The organism is Shewanella sp. FeAMO, assembly GCF_053653955.1.
This window is the reverse complement of sequence record NZ_CM132201.1, coordinates 3,413,501-3,432,023: the sequence shown is the minus strand read 5'-3', so window position 1 is coordinate 3,432,023 and position 18,523 is coordinate 3,413,501. Positions and strand designations below refer to the sequence as shown.

The window sequence follows — 18,523 nt, the reverse complement described above, 5'->3', positions numbered from 1 at the left end:
AGTTCGTGTCTAATCAATTAAATACAATGGATATCAAAGAGATTTTGGCTTACCTGCCACATAGATATCCATTTTTGTTGATCGATAGAGTACTGGATTTTACTCCGGGTGAAACTCTGCATGCGATCAAGAACGTCACCATCAATGAGCCTTTCTTCCAGGGGCATTTCCCTGTTCAGCCGGTTATGCCTGGCGTGCTCATTCTGGAAGCCATGGCGCAGGCCACCGGCTTGTTGGCGTTCAAGACCATGAGCGACAAGCCGTCTCCGGACGTGCTGTATTATTTTGCTGGTATCGACAATGCTCGTTTCAAGCGGGTTGTTGAGCCAGGTGATCAACTGCACTTTGAAGTGAAGATGATCAAGGAACGCCGCGGGATTGGCGTTTTCTACGGCGAGGCCAAAGTGGATGGTGAGCTGGTGTGTTCAGCCGAAATCATGTGTGCCCGCAGAGAGATTAGCAAGTGATAGATAAATTAGCTTTCGTTCACCCCGAAGCCAAGATAGGTAAAAATGTCACTATCGGCCCCTGGAGCTACATAGGGGCGGATGTGGAGATCGGCGATGACTGCTGGATCAGTTCCCACGTGGTTATCAAGGGACCCAGCATCATTGGCAAGGGCAACCGGATTTTCCAGTTTGCCTCCGTTGGTGAAGATTGCCAGGACAAGAAATATGCCGGTGAACCTACCCGGCTTATCATGGGTGATAACAATATCATCCGTGAATCTGTCACCATTCACCGCGGTACGGTGCAGGACAACAGCGAGACCCGTATCGGCTCCAATAACCTGTTTATGGCCTATGTACATATCGCCCACGACTGCGTGGTGGGCGACAATGTGATCATGGCCAACAACGCCTCTATTGCCGGTCATTGCCATGTGGGTGACTGGGCTATTCTCGGCGGTATGACAGGGGTGCACCAGTTTGTGCACATAGGTGCCCATGCCTTTACTGCAGGTTGCTCTTTGGTACTGCAGGACGTGCCTCCCTTCGTGATGGCCTCTGGCCAGGCGGCCATACCACGTGGTCTGAATATGGAAGGCATGAAGCGCCGCGGTTTTGCCAAAGAGACCCAGCAAGCGCTGCGCCGGGCCTACAAGACCCTGTACCGCAGCAGCCTGACTCTGGAAGAGGCCGTTGCCGCCATGGCTGAAGACGCCGCAAAAGAGCCGCAGGTACAAGCATTTGTTGATTTTGTGACCTCCTCGAATCGAGGAATTATTCGCTGACACAGTGAGAACGAATGACACAAAATAGAAAGTTAGTCTTTGCAATGGTCGCCGGAGAAATCTCCGGCGATATTTTAGGTGCCGGCCTGATGAAAGCATTGCAACAGCGCTATCCGGACGCCCGTTTTATCGGTATCGGTGGCCCCCGCATGGAAGCTCTCGGATTCGAGTCGCTGTTTGCCATGGAAGAGTTGGCCGTAATGGGAATTGCCGAGGTGCTCTCCCGCCTGCCCAGATTGTTGAAGATACGCTCGAGTCTGGTCAAACAGATAACCGGGCTGCAGCCGGATTGCTTTATCGGTATAGATGCCCCGGACTTCAATATTGGTCTGGAGCTCAAGCTCAAGACGCGCGGGATCAAGACGGTGCATTATGTCAGCCCGTCGGTCTGGGCCTGGCGCCCTAAGCGGATCTTCAAAATCGCCCGCGCTACCGACATGGTGCTGTCACTGCTGCCGTTTGAAAAAGCCTTCTACGATAAGCATCAGGTGCCTTGCACCTTTGTCGGCCACACTCTGGCCGATGAGATCCCGATGGAGAATGACAAGCGTCTTGCCAGAGAAGCACTCGGCTTGAAAGTCGAAGCCGAATATCTGGCTATCCTGCCGGGTTCCCGTGGCGGTGAGCTGAAAATGTTGGCCCAGCCCTTTGTGGAGGCGGCCAGGCTGCTGCAACAGCGCTATCCGGATCTCAAGTTTATTACCCCTCTGGTGAATGAAAAACGCCGCGAGCAGTTTCTTGCCGCGCTGGAAACCTATGCGCCGGATCTGGAAATTCACATGACGGAAGGGCGCTCTCGGGAAGTGATGGCTGCCAGCGATGCCATCTTGTTGGCATCGGGCACCGCCACGCTGGAAGCCATGTTGGTCAAGCGCCCCATGGTAGTCGGCTATCGGGTCAGCCCCATCACTTATCGTATTGCCAAGCGGATGATGCAGATAAACCACTTCTCTTTGCCCAATTTGTTGGCCGGAAGGGAGTTGGTGCCGGAGCTTATCCAAGATGATTGCACTGCCGAGCGGATAGCCGAAGAGGTGGGTAAATTGCTGGATAAAGATAACCGGCCGCTGCTGGTCGAGTTTACTAAGCTGCACAGCCTGCTGGCCTGCAATGCCAGTGAAAAGGCGGCCCAGGCAGTTGTGGCCTTGCTCGATAACAAAGCCGAGGAAAGATGACAGTCTATAAGCAACTCTCGGAAGCCGAAGCGCAGCTGTTGTGTCAGGGGCTGGTCGCCGGGGTGGATGAAGTGGGGCGTGGTCCCTTGGTCGGCGATGTGGTCACCGCTGCGGTGATCCTGGATCCCGCCAATCCAATTAGCGGCCTTAATGATTCCAAGAAGCTCAGCGAAAAGAAACGCGATGCCCTCTATGAAGAGATCCTGGCCAAGGCGCTGGCGGTCTCAGTCGGCCGTGCCAGCCCGGCGGAAATCGATGAGCTCAACATATTGCATGCCACCATGTTGGCGATGCAGCGTGCCGTGGCGGGCTTGAACGTGCGTCCCGAGAAAGTCTTGGTGGACGGCAATCGGACTCCGGATTTTGGCCTGCCTTCAGCCGCAGTGGTCAAGGGCGATGGCTTGATCCCTGGCATCAGTGCCGCCTCTATCATAGCCAAGGTCACCCGCGACCGGGAGATGGCCGAGCTTGACAGCCGCCATCCTGAGTATGGTTTTGCCGCCCATAAGGGCTATCCCACCAAGGCGCATTTTGAAGCCTTGAGTCAACACGGTGTCTTGCCTGAGCACAGACGCAGCTTCCGGCCGGTACGCGAATGGCTGGAGCAGCATTCATAAGCCGTACTGAAACCTAAAGATGCAACCAAAAGGGCAGCAGCGGCTGCCCTTTTTTGTGGCTCTGACATGGCGTAATCACAACGGCTATACCTGCGTTGTTGCCAAAACGTCAGTTTCGTTTCCCAAAACCGTGCTTGGCTTACCCCTTTGAATTGGTAAATTTCTGCCCCACATCTGCAATATGTGATCTGCTGATGTAGACGTCAAGTTTATGAAAGTGTTAAATAATGTCTCTTTTTGGTTGCCTGTCGCAATTAATCTATACCGCGCACTGGATCGGGTAACCACAGCTGTACCGTGGTGGCGGTAGAGGAATATTTTGCATTGGAGGCAGTAGCATGGAGCATTCTTTACCTTATGATCCCGTTCATAAGGAGCGTTTTTGGCGTTCAGCGGTGGCGGATATTCGGCCCGAGACTGAGCTTTTTCGTGAGCTCATCCCCAGGCTCCCCATTGATACCAAACAACAACTCTCTTCGGCAGGTTCCTGTTTTGCCCAGCACATAGGAAATTGGCTGGAACAGCATAACTACTCTTATCTGCGCAGTGAGCTAAACCCAGATGTGACATCCAGTTTTGCCTTTGGCAACCTGTATAACGCCCGTGCTTTGTTGCAATGGTTTATCAAGGGGGAACAGGAACTTGCTCAGTACAGCATCTATTTTGATGAAGAAAACCAACGCTATTACGACTTACTGCTGCCGAAAAGCAAGGAAGGCTACTCCTCCCGGGAGGCATTGCTCGAATATCGTCGCAAGGTCGTGGCCGAAACCAAACGCCACATTGCCGCAAGTAACAGCTTTATTTTCACTCTGGGGTTGATTGAAACCTGGGTCGATCCCAATGGGGTTTGTTATCCCTCCTGTCCTGGAGTCAAACTGGGCGAGTTTGACCCTGATTGTTACCGGCTCAAGGTCTTTGATTACGAAGAGGTCTATATCGATCTCGACCGGCTGTTGCAGCAACTCAAGTGCATCAATCCAAAGCTGAAATTGATATTGACTGTATCTCCTGTGCCCCTCACAGCCACGGCCACTGAAGAACATGTGTTGGTGGCCAATGGTCATTCCAAGTCTGTTTTACGGGCCGTTGCCGGCAGCTTCTGCAAGGATGTCGCCGATGCCAGTTACTTTCCCTCCTATGAGTTGATCACTACCTCCTTGCCTGCAGATTTCCGGTTTCTGGACAACAGGCGCACTGTTTCCAAAGAGGGGGTCGGCTATGTGATGCGTCACTGGTCCAAGGCGTTGGCCTGCGAGGAAAACCTGGTTGCCAATCACCTTGAAGCCGATTGTGACGAAGAGTTGCTGGATGCCTTGCAAAGAACCGCCACAGGTGCCAAGGTCACGGCCGATACCCTGACACTGATTGGCGACAGCCATATGGGGAAATTGGCCAAGGCGTTTGAACATCTGGGGCAAGCTTTCTGCGGTGGCATGGTGATGAATGGCTCGGGATTTGCCCAGCATAAATTTGTACTGAGTCCGGAGAGTGACATCATGGTACCGCTGGAGAGCGCCGATTCGAGAAAGCTCTGGCAGCCGATCCTGGCCAACCTGGATGCTTTGGTAAAATCGGAGAAACTCGCAGACTCAGTTGTCTTGACCAATATAGGGCTACAGACGCACCAGACAGTTTCCATGTTTATTGAATGGATGCGGAATTCCAGAGCCGAAAAACTCAAGGATATTGAACTCAGCGACTATGTCGACTTCTTCAATGAACAGATGCAGGAGCAGATGACCATAGTGTTCAGGCTCAAAGAGCAGGGGCACAGAGTTGTGGTGATCTCAGATACCCCGTTCGTTGAGTATTTTGAAGAGTCCAAGTCAATGGCACCATTTGTGCTGGCTTATATGGATGCCATGGAATATGTCTGGGATCAGATGGGGGTTGAGTTCCTGCACGCCGCCCGTCATTTCAACGAAACCATAACCGATCCTTTGGCCTATGCTTCAGAGCTGGTTTATGCCGATGGCCAACATGATTGGTTCCATGGTGGAGCGCCTTACTACGATTGGCTGGCGCGACAAATTAACGCCCTTCTGTAACTTCTTAACCCGGGCGCTGTCATTGATGGCGCCCGCAATCCATGGTTTGTCTCGCTGCTGATTTAACCGCTGCTTCGCAATACATTGTCCCTGTAACTTAACCGGCCATGTCATGGCTTGCTGCCTTTATGCAGTGTATATGCCGTTTAGCTTGGCAGTAGTGCAATGCCAATCCCGCCCATTTATACAGCTTTTATACAAACCCTGCGGATATTTACACCCCGTTTTTATACCGGTTTTCATAAGCTTTGACCCTGAAATTAAAGTCTTTTTCAGGAGATATTCACTATGGCTGTTATGGAGTGGGCCGCTTTACTGCTGGCCTTGGGACTATTTGGCTATCTGTTTTTTGCCCTGTTGCATCCAGAGGATTTCTGACTATGTTGACTATGGAATCCTTAGGTTTGCCGGCGATTTTTCTGGGGCTCTTGTTGGCGGTATCCCTATTGTTGGCAAAGCCGTTGGCGCTATTGATCCTGCATCAAAAGCTTTTCAAACGCGAGGCGGCGCTATGGTCCGGGATGACCGCGGTATTTGAGGAGATGAACTGGCGCCAATATGCGGCGGCGCTCTTGTGTTTCAACGCCCTTGGCGCCCTGTGCCTGATGCTTATCCTGCTGTTGCAGCAATATCTGCCGCTTAACCCGCAAAACCTGCCGGGGATGGATTGGCAACTGGCGTTCAACACCTCAATCAGCTTTGTGACCAACACCAATTGGCAGGCCTATTCGGGCGAAACCAGTCTCAGTTACTTCAGCCAGATGGCGGGGCTGACGGTGCAGAACTTCTGCTCGGCCGCCACGGGTATGGTGGTGGCCTTTGCCATTATCAGAGCCTTGACAACCAAGGGGCAGACTATGCTCGGCAATGCTTGGTTGGATTTGCTGAGGGTGAACCTCTATCTGCTGTTGCCTCTGGCCTTGTTGATCGCCCTGTTGTTGGTGCAGCAGGGCGTCATTCAGAATCTTGCCGCTTATCTGCCGGTGACCGGATTGGAAGGGCAACAACAGCTGTTGCCCATGGGGCCGGTAGCATCCCAGGAAGCGATTAAGATGCTGGGTACCAATGGCGGCGGTTTCTTTGGTGCCAATTCGGCGCACCCCTTTGAAAATCCCACGGCGCTGAGCAATCTGCTGCAGATGCTGAGTATTTTCCTGTTGCCCTGCAGCCTGGTTATCGCCTTTGGTCTCTGCGCCGGGGATTGGCGCCAGGGGGCGAGTATTTTGTGGTGTATGGCATTGGTGTTTGTGGCGGCCTTTCTATGGATAAATCACTCTGAGCTGCAACTGCAGCAGATGGCCGACATTCACTTCCCCGGCAATATGGAAGGCAAGGAGACCCGCTTTGGCATCGGAGCAAGCAGCCTGTTTGCCACTGTCACCACGGCAGCTTCCTGCGGCGCGGTGAATGCCATGCACGACTCCTTTACCGCGCTTGGCGGCATGATGCCCATGTGGTTGATGCAACTTGGCGAGGTGATCTTCGGCGGCGTTGGCAGCGGTTTTTACGGCATCTTGTTGTTTGTATTCCTGACAGTGTTTATTGCCGGACTGATGATAGGCCGCAGCCCCGAGTATCTGTGCAAGAAGATTGAAACCCGGGAGATGAAACTTGTCTGTCTGGCTTTGCTCTGTTCGCCTGTGATAGTGCTGTCTGGCGCGGCGCTTGGCTTGGTGCTTTCTCCCGAGTCGCTGCAGGAAACCGGCCCCCATGGTTTCAGCGAGCTGTTGTACGCCCTGTCATCGGCGGCCAACAACAACGGCAGCGCCTTTGGTGGCTTCAACGCCAATACGCCTTTTTACAACCTTCTGTTGGCAGCTGCCATGCTATTTGGGCGCTTCGGCGTGATCCTACCTGTGCTGATGATAGCCGGCAGTATGGCTGCCAAACCCGCCCAAGAGGCAGGCCCAGGCACCTTGCCCACCCATGGCTGGCTGTTTGCCAGCATGTTGCTGGGAACCCTCTTGCTCTTTGGCGCCTTGACCTTTATTCCGGCATTGACTCTCGGGCCTGTGGCCGAGCAGCTGACATTCCCGTTGCCGCAAGCACTGCCGACAGCTCAATGAATTCAGGGAGAAACAGACAATGAAAACCTTCAGTTTTGATATAACGCCTGATCATCCAAGAGAGACAGGCTGCAACAAGCGTCACCCGGTGCTGCAGATAGATGCCGCCATGCTGAGGCAAACGCTGCTAAGCGCGCTGACCAAGCTGGACCCCAGAGTGCAGCTGAAGAACCCCATCATGTTTGTGGTTTATGTCGCCAGTATTCTTCTGTCGCTGGAGGCGGTGGCCATAGGCTTGGGTTGGCGCGCCGGAAATCCCTGGTTCAGCGGTATTATCGCCATCTGGCTGTGGTTGACCTTGCTGTTTGCCAACTTTGCCGAGGCGCTGGCCGAGGGACGCAGCAAGGCGCAGGCCGACAGTCTGCGGGGGCTTCGACGCAGCAGCTGGGCCAACAAGCAGACAGACAAGGGGCTTGAGAAAGTGCTCGCCGATACCCTGAAGTGCGGTGATATAGTGCGGGTGGAAGCCGGTGAGATCATTCCCTGCGACGGGGAGATTATTCAAGGGGTTGCCTCTGTGGATGAGAGCGCCATTACCGGTGAGTCGGCACCCGTTATCCGCGAGTCCGGCGGCGACTTCAGCTCTGTGGTGGGTGGAACCCGGCTGTTGTCAGACTGGCTGGTGGTGCGCTGTGCCCAGGAGAGCGGCAATACTTTTCTCGATCGCATGATTGCCATGGTGGACGGCGCCAAGCGGCGCAAGACCCCCAATGAGGTGGCGCTGAATATTTTGCTGATCACCCTGACGCTGATTTTCCTGTTGGTCACTGTGACTCTGGCGCCATTTTCCGCTTATGGTGCCATGGGCAGCGGCGGCGAGCCTATCTCGATGACAGTGCTGCTGGCGCTGCTCATCTGCCTCATCCCCACCACCATAGGCGGGCTGCTGTCTACCGTGGGTATCGCCGGCATGAGCCGCATGATAGGCGTCAATGTGATAGCCACTTCGGGAAGGGCGGTGGAAGCCGCCGGTGATGTGGATGTGCTCTTGCTGGACAAGACAGGCACCATCACCCTGGGCAATCGCCAGGCGAGTGATTTTCTGCCTGTGGCCGGTATAGCTGAAGAGGCATTGGCCAATGCGGCGCAGCTGGCCTCTCTTGCTGATGAAACCCCGGAGGGGCGCAGCATAGTGGTGCTGGCGAAACAGAAGTTTGCCATCCGGGAGCGCAGTCTTGCCGAGCTCGACGCGAGTTTTATTCCCTTTACTGCCCAAACCCGCATGAGCGGTATCAATCTGGGGACGAGGCAGATACGCAAAGGCTCTTTCGATGCCATCAGCCAATATGTGAAAGCCAACGGCGGCGAGGTTCCCAAAGAACTGGGAGCCCTGGTGGATAAGGTGGCCAAGCAGGGCTCCACTCCTCTGGTGGTGGCCGAAGGCAACAAACTTCTCGGGGTGATAGCGCTCAAGGACATAGTCAAAGGCGGTATCAAGGAGCGCTTTATCCAACTGCGCAAGATGGGCATCAAAACCGTGATGATCACCGGCGATAACCCGCTCACCGCCGCGGCCATTGCCGCCGAGGCCGGGGTGGATGAGTATCTGGCCGAGGCCACACCCGAAGCCAAGCTGGCACTGATTCGGCAATACCAGAATGAGGGCCGCCTGGTGGCCATGACAGGCGATGGCACCAATGATGCACCTGCGCTGGCACAGTCGGATGTAGCCCTGGCAATGAACTCGGGCACCCAGGCGGCCAAGGAGGCCGGTAATATGGTGGATCTCGACTCCAACCCCACCAAGCTTATCGAAGTGGTGCATATCGGCAAACAGATGTTGATGACCCGTGGCTCGCTTACCAGCTTCAGCATAGCCAACGATCTGGCCAAGTATTTTGCCATCATTCCCGCGGCCTTCAGCACCACCTTTCCGGCGCTAGAGAGCCTCAATCTGATGCGACTGCACTCGCCCGAGTCGGCGGTCATTTCGGCGGTGATCTTCAATGCGCTGATCCTGGTGGCGCTGTTGCCGCTGGCGCTCAAGGGCGTGCGTTATCGCGCCATGGCGGCCGCCGCAGTGCTCAAACGCAACCTGTTGTTTTATGGGGTTGGCGGCCTACTGTTGCCCTTTGTTGCCATTAAAGTCATAGACGCATTGCTTGCCGCCACTGGCTGGATCTGATTGGAGTATGTTATGAAAACCTTGAAAATGGGCTTGTGGGTATTCGGCGTTATCTTTGTCGTGACCGGGTTGGTCTATCCGCTGCTGGTAACCGTTGGCGCCACGGCATTGTTCCCGCACCAGGCGGGAGGCAGCATAATAGAGCGAGATGGCGTCTTACTGGGCTCAGAGCTTATCGGGCAGGAGTACAAGACGGACGGTTTTTTTCATGGTCGCGCCTCGGCCTCGGCTTATGACGCCCTGGCTTCCGGCGGCAGTAATCTGTCGCCCCACAGCCGTGAGTTGCAATCCCTGTGGCAGCAGCGAGCCGCGGCCTTGAATGCCCACAACCCTGGAAATTCGTCTGTGCCTGGGCTGCTGGTCACTGCCTCCGGCAGTGGTCTGGACCCTCATATCTCACCCGAGGCCGCCTATTGGCAGCTGGGGCGAGTCGCCAAGGCGAGAGGGGTATCAGAGGCGCGGTTAAAGGCACTGATTGACAGCCATATTCGGCAGCCGCCCTTGCCCTTTATCGGCCAGCCCACGGTCAATGTATCATTGCTGAACCTGGCATTGAGCAAAATGGAGTAATCACTTGTCAGAAATCAGGCCCAATGCCGACTTGCTGCTACAGCAACAGCCGTCCTCCCGGGGGCGGCTCAAAATCTTCTTCGGCGCCTTTGCCGGGGTGGGCAAAACCTATGCCATGCTCAGCGAGGCTCGCAGGCTAAGACTGCAGGGGCTGGATGTACTGGCCGGATTGGTGGAAACCCACGGCAGAGATGAGACGGCGGCCCTGCTCGAAGGCCTGGAGCTGCTGCCGCCCAAAGCGCTGAACATAATGCACAGGCGTTATCAGGAGTTTGATATCGATGCCGTGCTTGCCCGGCATCCGGCGCTGGTATTGGTCGATGAGCTGGCCCACAGCAATGCCCCGGGATGCCGTCACCGCAAACGCTGGCAGGATGTCAAAGAGTTGCTGGATGCCGGTATAGATGTGTTTACCACAGTCAATGTGCAGCATCTGGAAAGCCTCAACGATCTGGTGGGCGGCATTACCGGTATCAAGGTGTCGGAAACCCTGCCGGACTCAGTGTTTTATGAGGCCGACGAAGTGGTGCTGGTGGACCTGCCACCCGATGACCTGATGCAGCGAATGCGTGAGGGTAAAATCTATCTCTCATCCCAGGTGGAAAGGGCGATAGAAAACTTCTTCAACCGTCAGAATCTCACCGCGCTCAGGGAGTTGGCCCTCAACGCCACCGCCGAGCGGCTGGAGCAGCGCAGGCGTCAGGACAATGAGCCCGGCCTCAGGGGCGGCCTGCTGCTTGGGCTGACCCATGGTGAGCAGCAGGAGAAGCTTATTCGCCACGCCATGCGTCTGGCCAAGCGTCTCAACTGCCGCTGGTATGCCCTGCATGTGGAAACGCCCGAGACGCAGCAGTGGGATGATAGCAAGCGGCAACAGCTGCAGGATAACCTCAAGCTGGCCGAGAGCCTGGGGGCCGAGACCGCGACTCTGGTGGATCATGATATCTGCCACGGCTTGCTGGAATTTGCCGGCGAGCACAGGTTGGAGCGGGTCCTTATTGGTCACCACAGCGGCAAGCGGCAGCTGCCATGGCGCCGGGAGCTGGGCCAGCGTTTGAGAAAGCGCGCCGCAGATGAGGAGATTATCAGCCTCAACCTTGATCAAGCCACTAAGCAGCCCAAGGCCGCCAATCCCAGAGCCTGGCCCAGGCTGCGCCCGGCGAATATTGCCCTGGCCCTGGGTATGTCGGCCTTTTGTACCTTGCTTGGCTATTGGTTGGCGCCCTGGTTTCACGCCACCAACATAGTGATGATCTACCTCTTGGGCACTGTCTTGCTGTCGCTCAGGCTCGACAGAATGAGTGCCTTGTTGGCAACTTTGGTCAATGTGGCCTGTTTTGACCTCTTCTTTGTCGAGCCCAGGTTCTCCTTCTCGGTTGCCGATGCCCAATATCTGATGACCTTCTTCGCCATGGCCATAGTCAGTATCGCCATCACCCAACTCACACATACCACGCGTATTCAGGCGCAAATGGCCCGGCAGCGGGAGCTGCGCACCTATCAGCTGTTTGAGATGTCGCAGCAACTGGGCTCGGCGCAAACCGAGCGGGAGATGGCTGCCATCGCCCAGCAGCATATCGGCAAGAGCTTCGCCGCGGCGGTGGCGGTATTGAAGGCCGAAGAGCAGGGGACCTTGCTGTTGACCAAGGGTTTTACCCGTTATGATTCGGCCATTGCCAAGTGGAGCATAGCCAACAACTGTGCAGCCGGCGCCGGAACAGATACCCTGCCCAATGCCGGTTGCTACTATCAGCCGGTAGCGATAGAGCAGCGGGTGCTGGCCATGGTGGTGCTCGAGCCTGTGAGTCTCAGCGGTTGGCTGGCACCTGAGCAGCAAAGGCTGCTCAATGCCTTTGTTTGCCTGTTGGCGCAGGCGCTTGAGCGGCTCGAGCTGGCCAAGGCCTCCAAGCAGGCGCAGTTGAATGTGGAAACCGAAAAGATGCGCAGCACCATGCTCTCTTCTCTGTCCCATGACTTGCGCACTCCGCTGACGCTTATCCGCAACCAGAGCGACAGCCTGGTGACCAGTCTGGCGCCTTTCCCCGAACAGTGTCAGCAGGCGCGCCAACTGGCGCAGCGGATAGGTGAAACCATTCGGTTGACCAACAATGTAATGGAGATGATCCGCCTCGAGTCGTGCCATTTTATTTTGCAGCTTGACTGGCAGGATCTGGAGGAGATCCTCGGGGTGACGCTAAGGCAACTGGAACCCAGAACCCAGATTCGGTTGAATATCCCTGCCGAGCTGCCGCTTATCTATTGCGATGGCAATCTCATTCAGCGGGTGCTGTTGAATCTTTTGGAAAATGCATTTAAATATGGTCCGCCGGAGGTACAGATAAACATCAGTGCCCAGTTGGATGCCGAGCAGTTTTATATTGAAGTGGCCGACAACGGGCCCGGGCTTCCCACAGAGGATGCCAGTTGGCTGTTTACCAAGTTTGAGCGCGGCAACAAGGAGTGTGGCATTCCCGGGCTGGGGCTCGGCTTGGCCATCTGTCAGGCGATAGTCTCGGCCCATGGCGGCCGTATCTGGGCCCATAACCGCGAGCAGGGCGGCGCCGTGTTCACCTTCAGCTTGCCCTATGTTTCACCGCCCGAGATGTGCGGCGAAGAAGAGTATTTACCCGAGCAGGAATCCAGTTATGCCAGCATTGATTGAGCCGCAGCTGTTTCATCATAGAAGGGTATTGGTGATAGATGATGCCCAGGAGATCTGTCAGTTTGTCAGTAAGGCCTTGCAGCAGTTGGGGCTTGAGGTGTTCACCGCTCACTCGCTCAATCAGGGCTTGATGGAGGCCTCGACCCGGCAGCCGGATACTGTGATCCTGGATCTCGGTTTGCCCGATGGCGATGGCCAGAGCTTTATTCCCCGTTTTCGCAGCTGGAGTGATGCCCCTGTGATAGTGCTGTCGGCCCGCAGCGATGAAGCCGACAAGGTGCAGGCGCTTAACAGCGGCGCCGACGATTACCTGTGCAAGCCCTTCGGCATAGAGGAGTTGCTGGCCCGGGTGCGGGTGGCGTTGAGGCGACACTTGCGCCACAGCCATGAGCCTGAAGCTCAGGTGCAGCTGGGAGAGGTCTTGTTCGACCGCCGCCGTCAGCAGCTGAGCCGTAACGGCGAGCCCGTGCATCTGACCAAGACGGAATTAAAGCTCCTGAACGCCTTGCTGGAGCAGCCGGGCAAGGTGTTGACTCAACAGAGCCTGCTGAAACAGGTCTGGGGGCCGACATTTGTCGAGCATGGCCACTATGTGCGCACCTATATGAAGCATCTGCGCAATAAGATAGAAGCTGAGCCCGCCAACCCCAAATACCTGCTCACGGAAATCGGCATAGGTTATCGCCTCGTCAGCGGTAAATAATGGAGAGGCCCGGCTCGGCTTCAGGCCTTAGTTTTTGATTTTGTCGCAAAAGCCGCCAGATAATGCCTTTGGCGTGATTTTGCCGGCAAGGCGGCCGGTTTTAACTTTGGTGAACCTCTTCCGGCGTGTTATCTTTCCCTATTGATTTTCAGCCAGTCAGAGCAATCGGATTTTCATGTCACAGCCCCGTTTCGTCCATCTACGTGTTCACTCAGACTTTTCCATGACCGATGGTCTGGCCAAGGTCAAGCCCATTCTGGCCAAGGTGGCCGATGAGGGCATGGCGGCAGTGGCGCTGACGGATCAGAACAACCTCTGTGGTCTGGTGAAATTCTACGGTGGCTGTCATGGCGCCGGGATAAAACCCATCATAGGGGCCGACTTCTGGATGTTGGTGCCCGGCTTTGAAGATGAGTTCTGCGCGCTTACCGTGCTGGCCATGGATAACGACGGCTACCAGAACCTGACTCAGCTGATCTCCAAGGCCTATCTGCGCGGTCAGGTGCGTGACCGGGTCGCTATCGATCAGGAGTGGCTGCTGGAGCACGGCGCCGGTATTTTGCTGCTCTCCGGCGCAAGGGAAGGGGACTTGGGCAAGGCGCTGCTCAAGGGCAACCTGAACCAGGCCCAGGAACTGACCGATTTCTACAAGCAGCACTTCAACGACCGTTACTTTATTGAGCTTATCCGCACCGGGCGCCCGGATGAGGAGCGCTACCTGCATATGGCGGTGGAACATGCCGCCAATACAGGCCTGCCTGTGGTTGCCACCAACCAGGTGGTGTTCATGACCCCGGAAGAGTTCGAGGCCCATGAAATCCGGGTGGCTATCCACGATGGTTACACATTGGCTGACCCCCGTAGACCCAAGAAATATAGCGAGCAGCAGTATCTCAAGACAGAAACTGAGATGTGCGAGCTGTTTGCCGACATTCCGGAAGCGCTGCAAAACACGGTGGAGATAGCCAAGCGCTGTAACGTTACCGTGCGGCTTGGCGAGTACTTCCTGCCCAACTTCCCCACGGGTGAGCTGTCCACCGCGGACTATCTGGTGATGCGCTCCAAAGAGGGGCTGGAAGAGCGTCTCGAGTTCCTGTTTCCGGACCCACAGGTGCGGGCGGAAAAGCGCGGCGAGTATGACGAGCGTCTGGATATTGAGCTCAAGGTAATCAACCAGATGGGCTTCCCCGGCTACTTCCTTATCGTGATGGAGTTTATCCAGTGGGGTAAGGACAACGGCATTCCCGTGGGCCCTGGGCGGGGGTCGGGTGCCGGCTCCCTGGTGGCCTATGCGCTTAAGATCACTGACTTGGACCCGCTGGAATTTGACCTGCTGTTCGAACGTTTTCTTAACCCCGAGCGGGTGTCGATGCCCGACTTCGACGTCGACTTCTGTATGGACAGGCGCGACGAGGTTATCGATCACGTGGCCGAACTCTATGGCCGGGATGCGGTATCGCAGATCATTACCTTCGGTACCATGGCCGCCAAGGCGGTAGTGCGTGATGTGGGCCGGGTGCTGGGTCACCCCTATGGTTTTGTCGACAGAATTTCCAAGATGATCCCGGCCGAGCCCGGGATGACGCTGGCCAAGGCTTTCGAGGCCGAGCCTGCGCTGCCCGAAGCCTATGAGGCCGATGAGGATGTCAAAGACCTTATCGACATGTGCCGCAAGCTTGAGGGGGTGACCCGTAACGCGGGTAAGCACGCCGGGGGCGTGGTGATTGCGCCGACCAAGATCACCGACTTCTCGCCGCTTTATTGCGACGCCGAAGGTAAAAACCCGGTGACCCAGTTCGACAAGAACGACGTGGAAACCGCCGGCCTGGTGAAGTTTGACTTCCTGGGTCTCAGAACCCTGACCATTATCGACTGGGCGCTGGGGATGATTAACCCAAGGCTCGCCAAGCTCGGCAAGCCGCCGGTCGATATTGCCGCCATTCCGCTGGACGATGCCAAGTCCTTCGGGGTTCTGAAACGCTACGAAACCACGGCGGTATTCCAGCTGGAATCCCGCGGCATGAAAGATCTTATCAAGCGTCTGCAGCCCGACTGCTTTGAAGATATGATCGCTCTGGTGGCCCTGTTCCGCCCAGGTCCGTTGCAGTCGGGGATGGTAGATAACTTTATCGAGCGTAAGCACGGCCACGAGGCTATCTCCTACCCGGATGAGAAGTGGCAACACGAGAGCCTTAAACCGATTTTGGATCCTACCTACGGCATCATCCTCTATCAGGAACAGGTGATGCAGATTGCCCAGACGCTGGCGGGTTATACCCTGGGCGGCGCGGACATGCTGCGCCGGGCCATGGGTAAGAAAAAGCCGGAAGAGATGGCCAAGCAGCGTGCCGGTTTTGAAGCCGGGGCGATAAAAAACGGCGTCGACGGCGAACTGGCGATGAAGATCTTCGACCTGGTGGAGAAATTCGCCGGTTACGGCTTCAACAAATCGCACTCGGCCGCCTATGCACTGGTGTCCTATCAGACACTCTGGCTCAAGACCCACTATCCGTCTGAATTTATGGCGGCGGTAATGTCCGCCGATATGGACAACACAGACAAGATAGTGACCCTGGTGGATGAGTGTGAGCGCATGGGGCTCAAGCTTATTCCGCCGGATGTCAACAAGGGCCTGTTCAAGTTTACCGTCGATGAAGAGCTCAATATCGTCTACGGCATAGGCGCCATCAAGGGCGTGGGCGAGGGGCCGGTCGAATCGATTCTGGAAGCTCGCAAGGGTGGGCCGTTCAAAGACTTGTTCGATTTCTGCGCCCGGGTGGATTTGAAAAAACTCAACCGCCGGGTGATTGAGAAACTGATCAATGCCGGCGCCATGGACAATCTGGGGCCGCACCGGGCTTCCATGATGGCTACCTTGCCGGAGGCGATACGCGCCGCCGATCAGCACGCCAAGGCCGAAGCCATAGGCCAGTGCGACATGTTCGGTCTGCTCAACGACGACCCCGAGGACAGCAAGCAACAGTTTGTAGACTGCCCTCCTTGGCCGGACAAGGTCTGGTTGGAAGGGGAGCGTGAGACTCTGGGGCTTTACCTCACAGGTCACCCCATCAACCAATATCTCAAAGAGCTCAGGCACTACACCTCCGGGCGGCTCAAGGATATTCACCCCACAGACAGGGGCAAGACGGTCAAGGCCGCCGGATTGGTGGTCGCCACCCGGGTGATGCTGACCAAGCGAGGCTCCAAGATGGGGCTGCTGACGTTGGACGACAAGAGTGCCCGTCTGGAAGTGATGCTGTTTACCGAGGCCTTCGAGAAATTCAATCACCTGCTGGAGAAAGACAGGATCCTCATCTGTGAAGGTGAAGTGAGCTTCGATGACTTCTCCGGCGGCAACCGGATGACGGCGCGCAACATCATAGATATGGGCGAAGCGCGCAGCCACTTTGCGGCGGCGGTGGAGCTGGATCTCGACGCGGCATTATTGAGTCCGGAATGGCTGACACAGTTTTATGAGACTCTCTCACCCTGGCGCGGCGGCTCTGTGCCTGTGGCGATCAACTATCGTCAGGCCCTGGCCAAGGGGCAGTTTCGTTTGAGTGACGACTGGCGGGTGAACCCCAGTGATGAACTCATGATGGCACTGGAAGCCATGCTCGGCACAGATAAGGTCAGGATCCTCTTTTAATGTCTCACACTCTGGTCGATACCCTGATACTCAAGTTAACGGCGCTGCTTGATCAAATCGGCGCCACGGCTGACAACCACCTCTGGCTGGGTTACAGCGGCGGTATGGACTCAGAGCTGCTGGCCTATACCTTGGCGCGTTTTCGCCAGACTCATCCCAAGACGCCTTATCAAGTCTCCCTGGTGCACGTACACCATGGCCTCAGCCGCAATGCCGATGCCTGGGCGGCTCATTGTCGCCAAAGAGCCGAGCATTATGGCCTGAATTTTGTTCTTCGGAAGGTGCAACTTGAGCTCGGTCCGCGCGTCAGTATCGAGGCAGAGGCGCGGCGCGCCCGCTATCAGGCGATTGCCGAGCTGCTCAATCCCGGCGACATTTTGCTGACGGCCCATCATCAGGACGATCAGTTGGAGACGCTGCTGCTGGCACTCAAGCGCGGTCAGGGCCCCAAGGGACTGGCGGCCATGGGGCAAGCCCAGCACTTGGCCCAGACACCCAGGGCAGAAGGTGCTCCATGCTGGCAATTACGGCCCATGTTGGACAGCAGCCGGGCTCAGATAGAGCAGGCGGTGGCGAGCCTCGAGCTGCCCTATATCAATGATGAGAGTAATCAGGACACCCAGTATGACCGCAACTTCCTGCGCGCCGAGGTGATCCCTGTACTCAAGCAGCGCTGGCCTTCGATTGCCACTACGGCCTCACGCAGCGCCGCGCTGTGCGCCGAGCAGCAGTTGCTGCTCGATGAAGTCAGCACCGAAAAGTTACAGCCCTTGCTCGGCCGTTGCCGCTTCAGCGGCGTTCGGGTACTGGATAGCGCCGGGCTCAAAGTGCTGTCACCCCAGTGGCAGGCACAGTTGCTGCGGCAGTTTATTCAGATGCAGCGCTTGCCCCTACCGGCGCAGGTGCAGTTGCAACAAGCCTTGGCGCAGTTACTCGATGCCAGGGAGGATGCTCAGCTTGAGCTTAGCTTTAAAGGATTGCTCCTCAAGCGTTATGGGCAACAGATCTATGCCATGGCACCTCTGCCGGGTGCAGCATTCCAGCTGCTTGATGGCGCAGGTTCGGCTGAAGATGTGGCAGCAAAAAACTCGAAACTGACCCTGAGCCCAAAGCAGCTGCAAGCATTGAGCCAAGGGCAGAGTCTGAGTGTTGGGCTCGTCGCCCCCTGGCAGCGCCTGGAGCTGACATTGGCAGACTCAGGGCCCAGGGTGGCGCTGGCTCAGGTCATGGCTCCCCTAATGGCTTCACTATCGGCTCCGCAACTGGCGTCAATACCGGCACCGCAATTGGCGTCACAAGGGGCAAAAGTTCAGCCATCAGATACCGCTGCTGCGCCTGAATTGGTCATGGGACTCAAGGGCAGTTACCGCTGTCAGCCTCACAATAGAGACAAGGGGCGGGAGCTCAAGAAACTCTGGCATGAACTCGGAGTGCCGCCCTGGCTCAGAGACAGAGTGCCGCTGCTGATGCAAAATGGCCGACTGCTGGCGCTGGCCGGTGGTTTTGTCGAGCGTAGCGCACTGGCCTCTGGCGCAGAACCCGGAATCGTGTTGAAACTGGTTGCTGAAGCAACCCCTTAGCGCGAATAGTTGTGGGCACAGCGGCTAACATGGCTTTGAGCCAAAACTCATCAAGAGATTGGTATTAATCTCGGGGGAAAGGTCAAAGCTA

The 18,523-nt window shown here is 56.3% G+C and carries 13 protein-coding genes; all 13 read left to right on the top strand.

What is annotated here, in order from left to right; genetic code table 11:
- Positions 1–5 precede the first annotated feature (5 nt).
- The 13 genes from fabZ (at position 6) to tilS (ending at position 18,432) form a co-directional block, all read left to right on the top strand.
- A complete protein-coding gene (fabZ, locus tag ACWAU4_RS15460; RefSeq protein WP_025010987.1) occupies positions 6–467 on the top strand; it encodes a 3-hydroxyacyl-ACP dehydratase FabZ in 462 nt (153 codons plus the stop codon).
- Complete coding sequence (lpxA, locus tag ACWAU4_RS15455) at positions 464–1,234, top strand: acyl-ACP--UDP-N-acetylglucosamine O-acyltransferase (RefSeq protein WP_025010988.1); 771 nt, start codon at positions 464–466, stop codon at positions 1,232–1,234. Before fabZ ends, lpxA begins: the two co-directional genes overlap by 4 nt.
- A gap of 14 nt (positions 1,235–1,248) precedes the next feature.
- Positions 1,249–2,409 carry a lipid-A-disaccharide synthase gene (gene lpxB, locus ACWAU4_RS15450; protein WP_208124952.1) on the top strand — a complete coding sequence of 387 codons (1,161 nt, stop codon included), beginning with the start codon at positions 1,249–1,251 and terminating at the stop codon, positions 2,407–2,409.
- Positions 2,406–3,026: a ribonuclease HII gene (gene rnhB / locus ACWAU4_RS15445; RefSeq protein ID WP_208124951.1), complete on the top strand. Its 621-nt coding sequence runs from the start codon at positions 2,406–2,408 to the stop codon at positions 3,024–3,026. Before lpxB ends, rnhB begins: the two co-directional genes overlap by 4 nt.
- 338 nt (positions 3,027–3,364) lie before the next feature.
- Complete coding sequence (locus ACWAU4_RS15440; protein WP_025887256.1) at positions 3,365–5,077, top strand: GSCFA domain-containing protein; 1,713 nt, start codon at positions 3,365–3,367, stop codon at positions 5,075–5,077.
- Positions 5,078–5,365: 288 nt separating this feature from the next.
- Positions 5,366–5,455: a K(+)-transporting ATPase subunit F gene (gene kdpF / locus ACWAU4_RS15435; RefSeq protein WP_081737100.1), complete on the top strand. Its 90-nt coding sequence runs from the start codon at positions 5,366–5,368 to the stop codon at positions 5,453–5,455.
- 2 nt (positions 5,456–5,457) lie between these two features.
- Positions 5,458–7,143, top strand: a complete 1,686-nt coding sequence (kdpA, locus tag ACWAU4_RS15430) for a potassium-transporting ATPase subunit KdpA (RefSeq protein WP_243756789.1) — start codon at positions 5,458–5,460, stop codon at positions 7,141–7,143.
- A 19-nt stretch (positions 7,144–7,162) separates the two neighbouring features.
- Complete coding sequence (kdpB, locus tag ACWAU4_RS15425) at positions 7,163–9,268, top strand: potassium-transporting ATPase subunit KdpB (protein WP_123116699.1); 2,106 nt, start codon at positions 7,163–7,165, stop codon at positions 9,266–9,268.
- A gap of 12 nt (positions 9,269–9,280) precedes the next feature.
- Positions 9,281–9,838: a potassium-transporting ATPase subunit KdpC gene (gene kdpC, locus ACWAU4_RS15420; RefSeq protein WP_208124950.1), complete on the top strand. Its 558-nt coding sequence runs from the start codon at positions 9,281–9,283 to the stop codon at positions 9,836–9,838.
- 4 nt (positions 9,839–9,842) lie between these two features.
- Positions 9,843–12,500, top strand: coding sequence for a DUF4118 domain-containing protein (locus ACWAU4_RS15415; RefSeq protein ID WP_208124949.1), 2,658 nt, complete (start codon positions 9,843–9,845; stop codon positions 12,498–12,500).
- Entirely contained in the window at positions 12,484–13,203 is a 720-nt protein-coding gene (locus tag ACWAU4_RS15410) for a response regulator (protein WP_454290323.1), read from the top strand. The genes ACWAU4_RS15415 and ACWAU4_RS15410 overlap by 17 nt, the downstream gene beginning before the upstream one ends.
- A 175-nt stretch (positions 13,204–13,378) precedes the next feature.
- A complete protein-coding gene (gene dnaE, locus ACWAU4_RS15405; RefSeq protein WP_454290322.1) occupies positions 13,379–16,852 on the top strand; it encodes a DNA polymerase III subunit alpha in 3,474 nt (1,157 codons plus the stop codon).
- The gene (gene tilS / locus ACWAU4_RS15400) at positions 16,852–18,432 is read left to right on the top strand and encodes a tRNA lysidine(34) synthetase TilS (protein WP_454290321.1); all 1,581 of its coding nucleotides are present in this window, start codon (positions 16,852–16,854) and stop codon (positions 18,430–18,432) included. The genes dnaE and tilS overlap by 1 nt, the downstream gene beginning before the upstream one ends.
- Positions 18,433–18,523 lie beyond the last annotated feature (91 nt).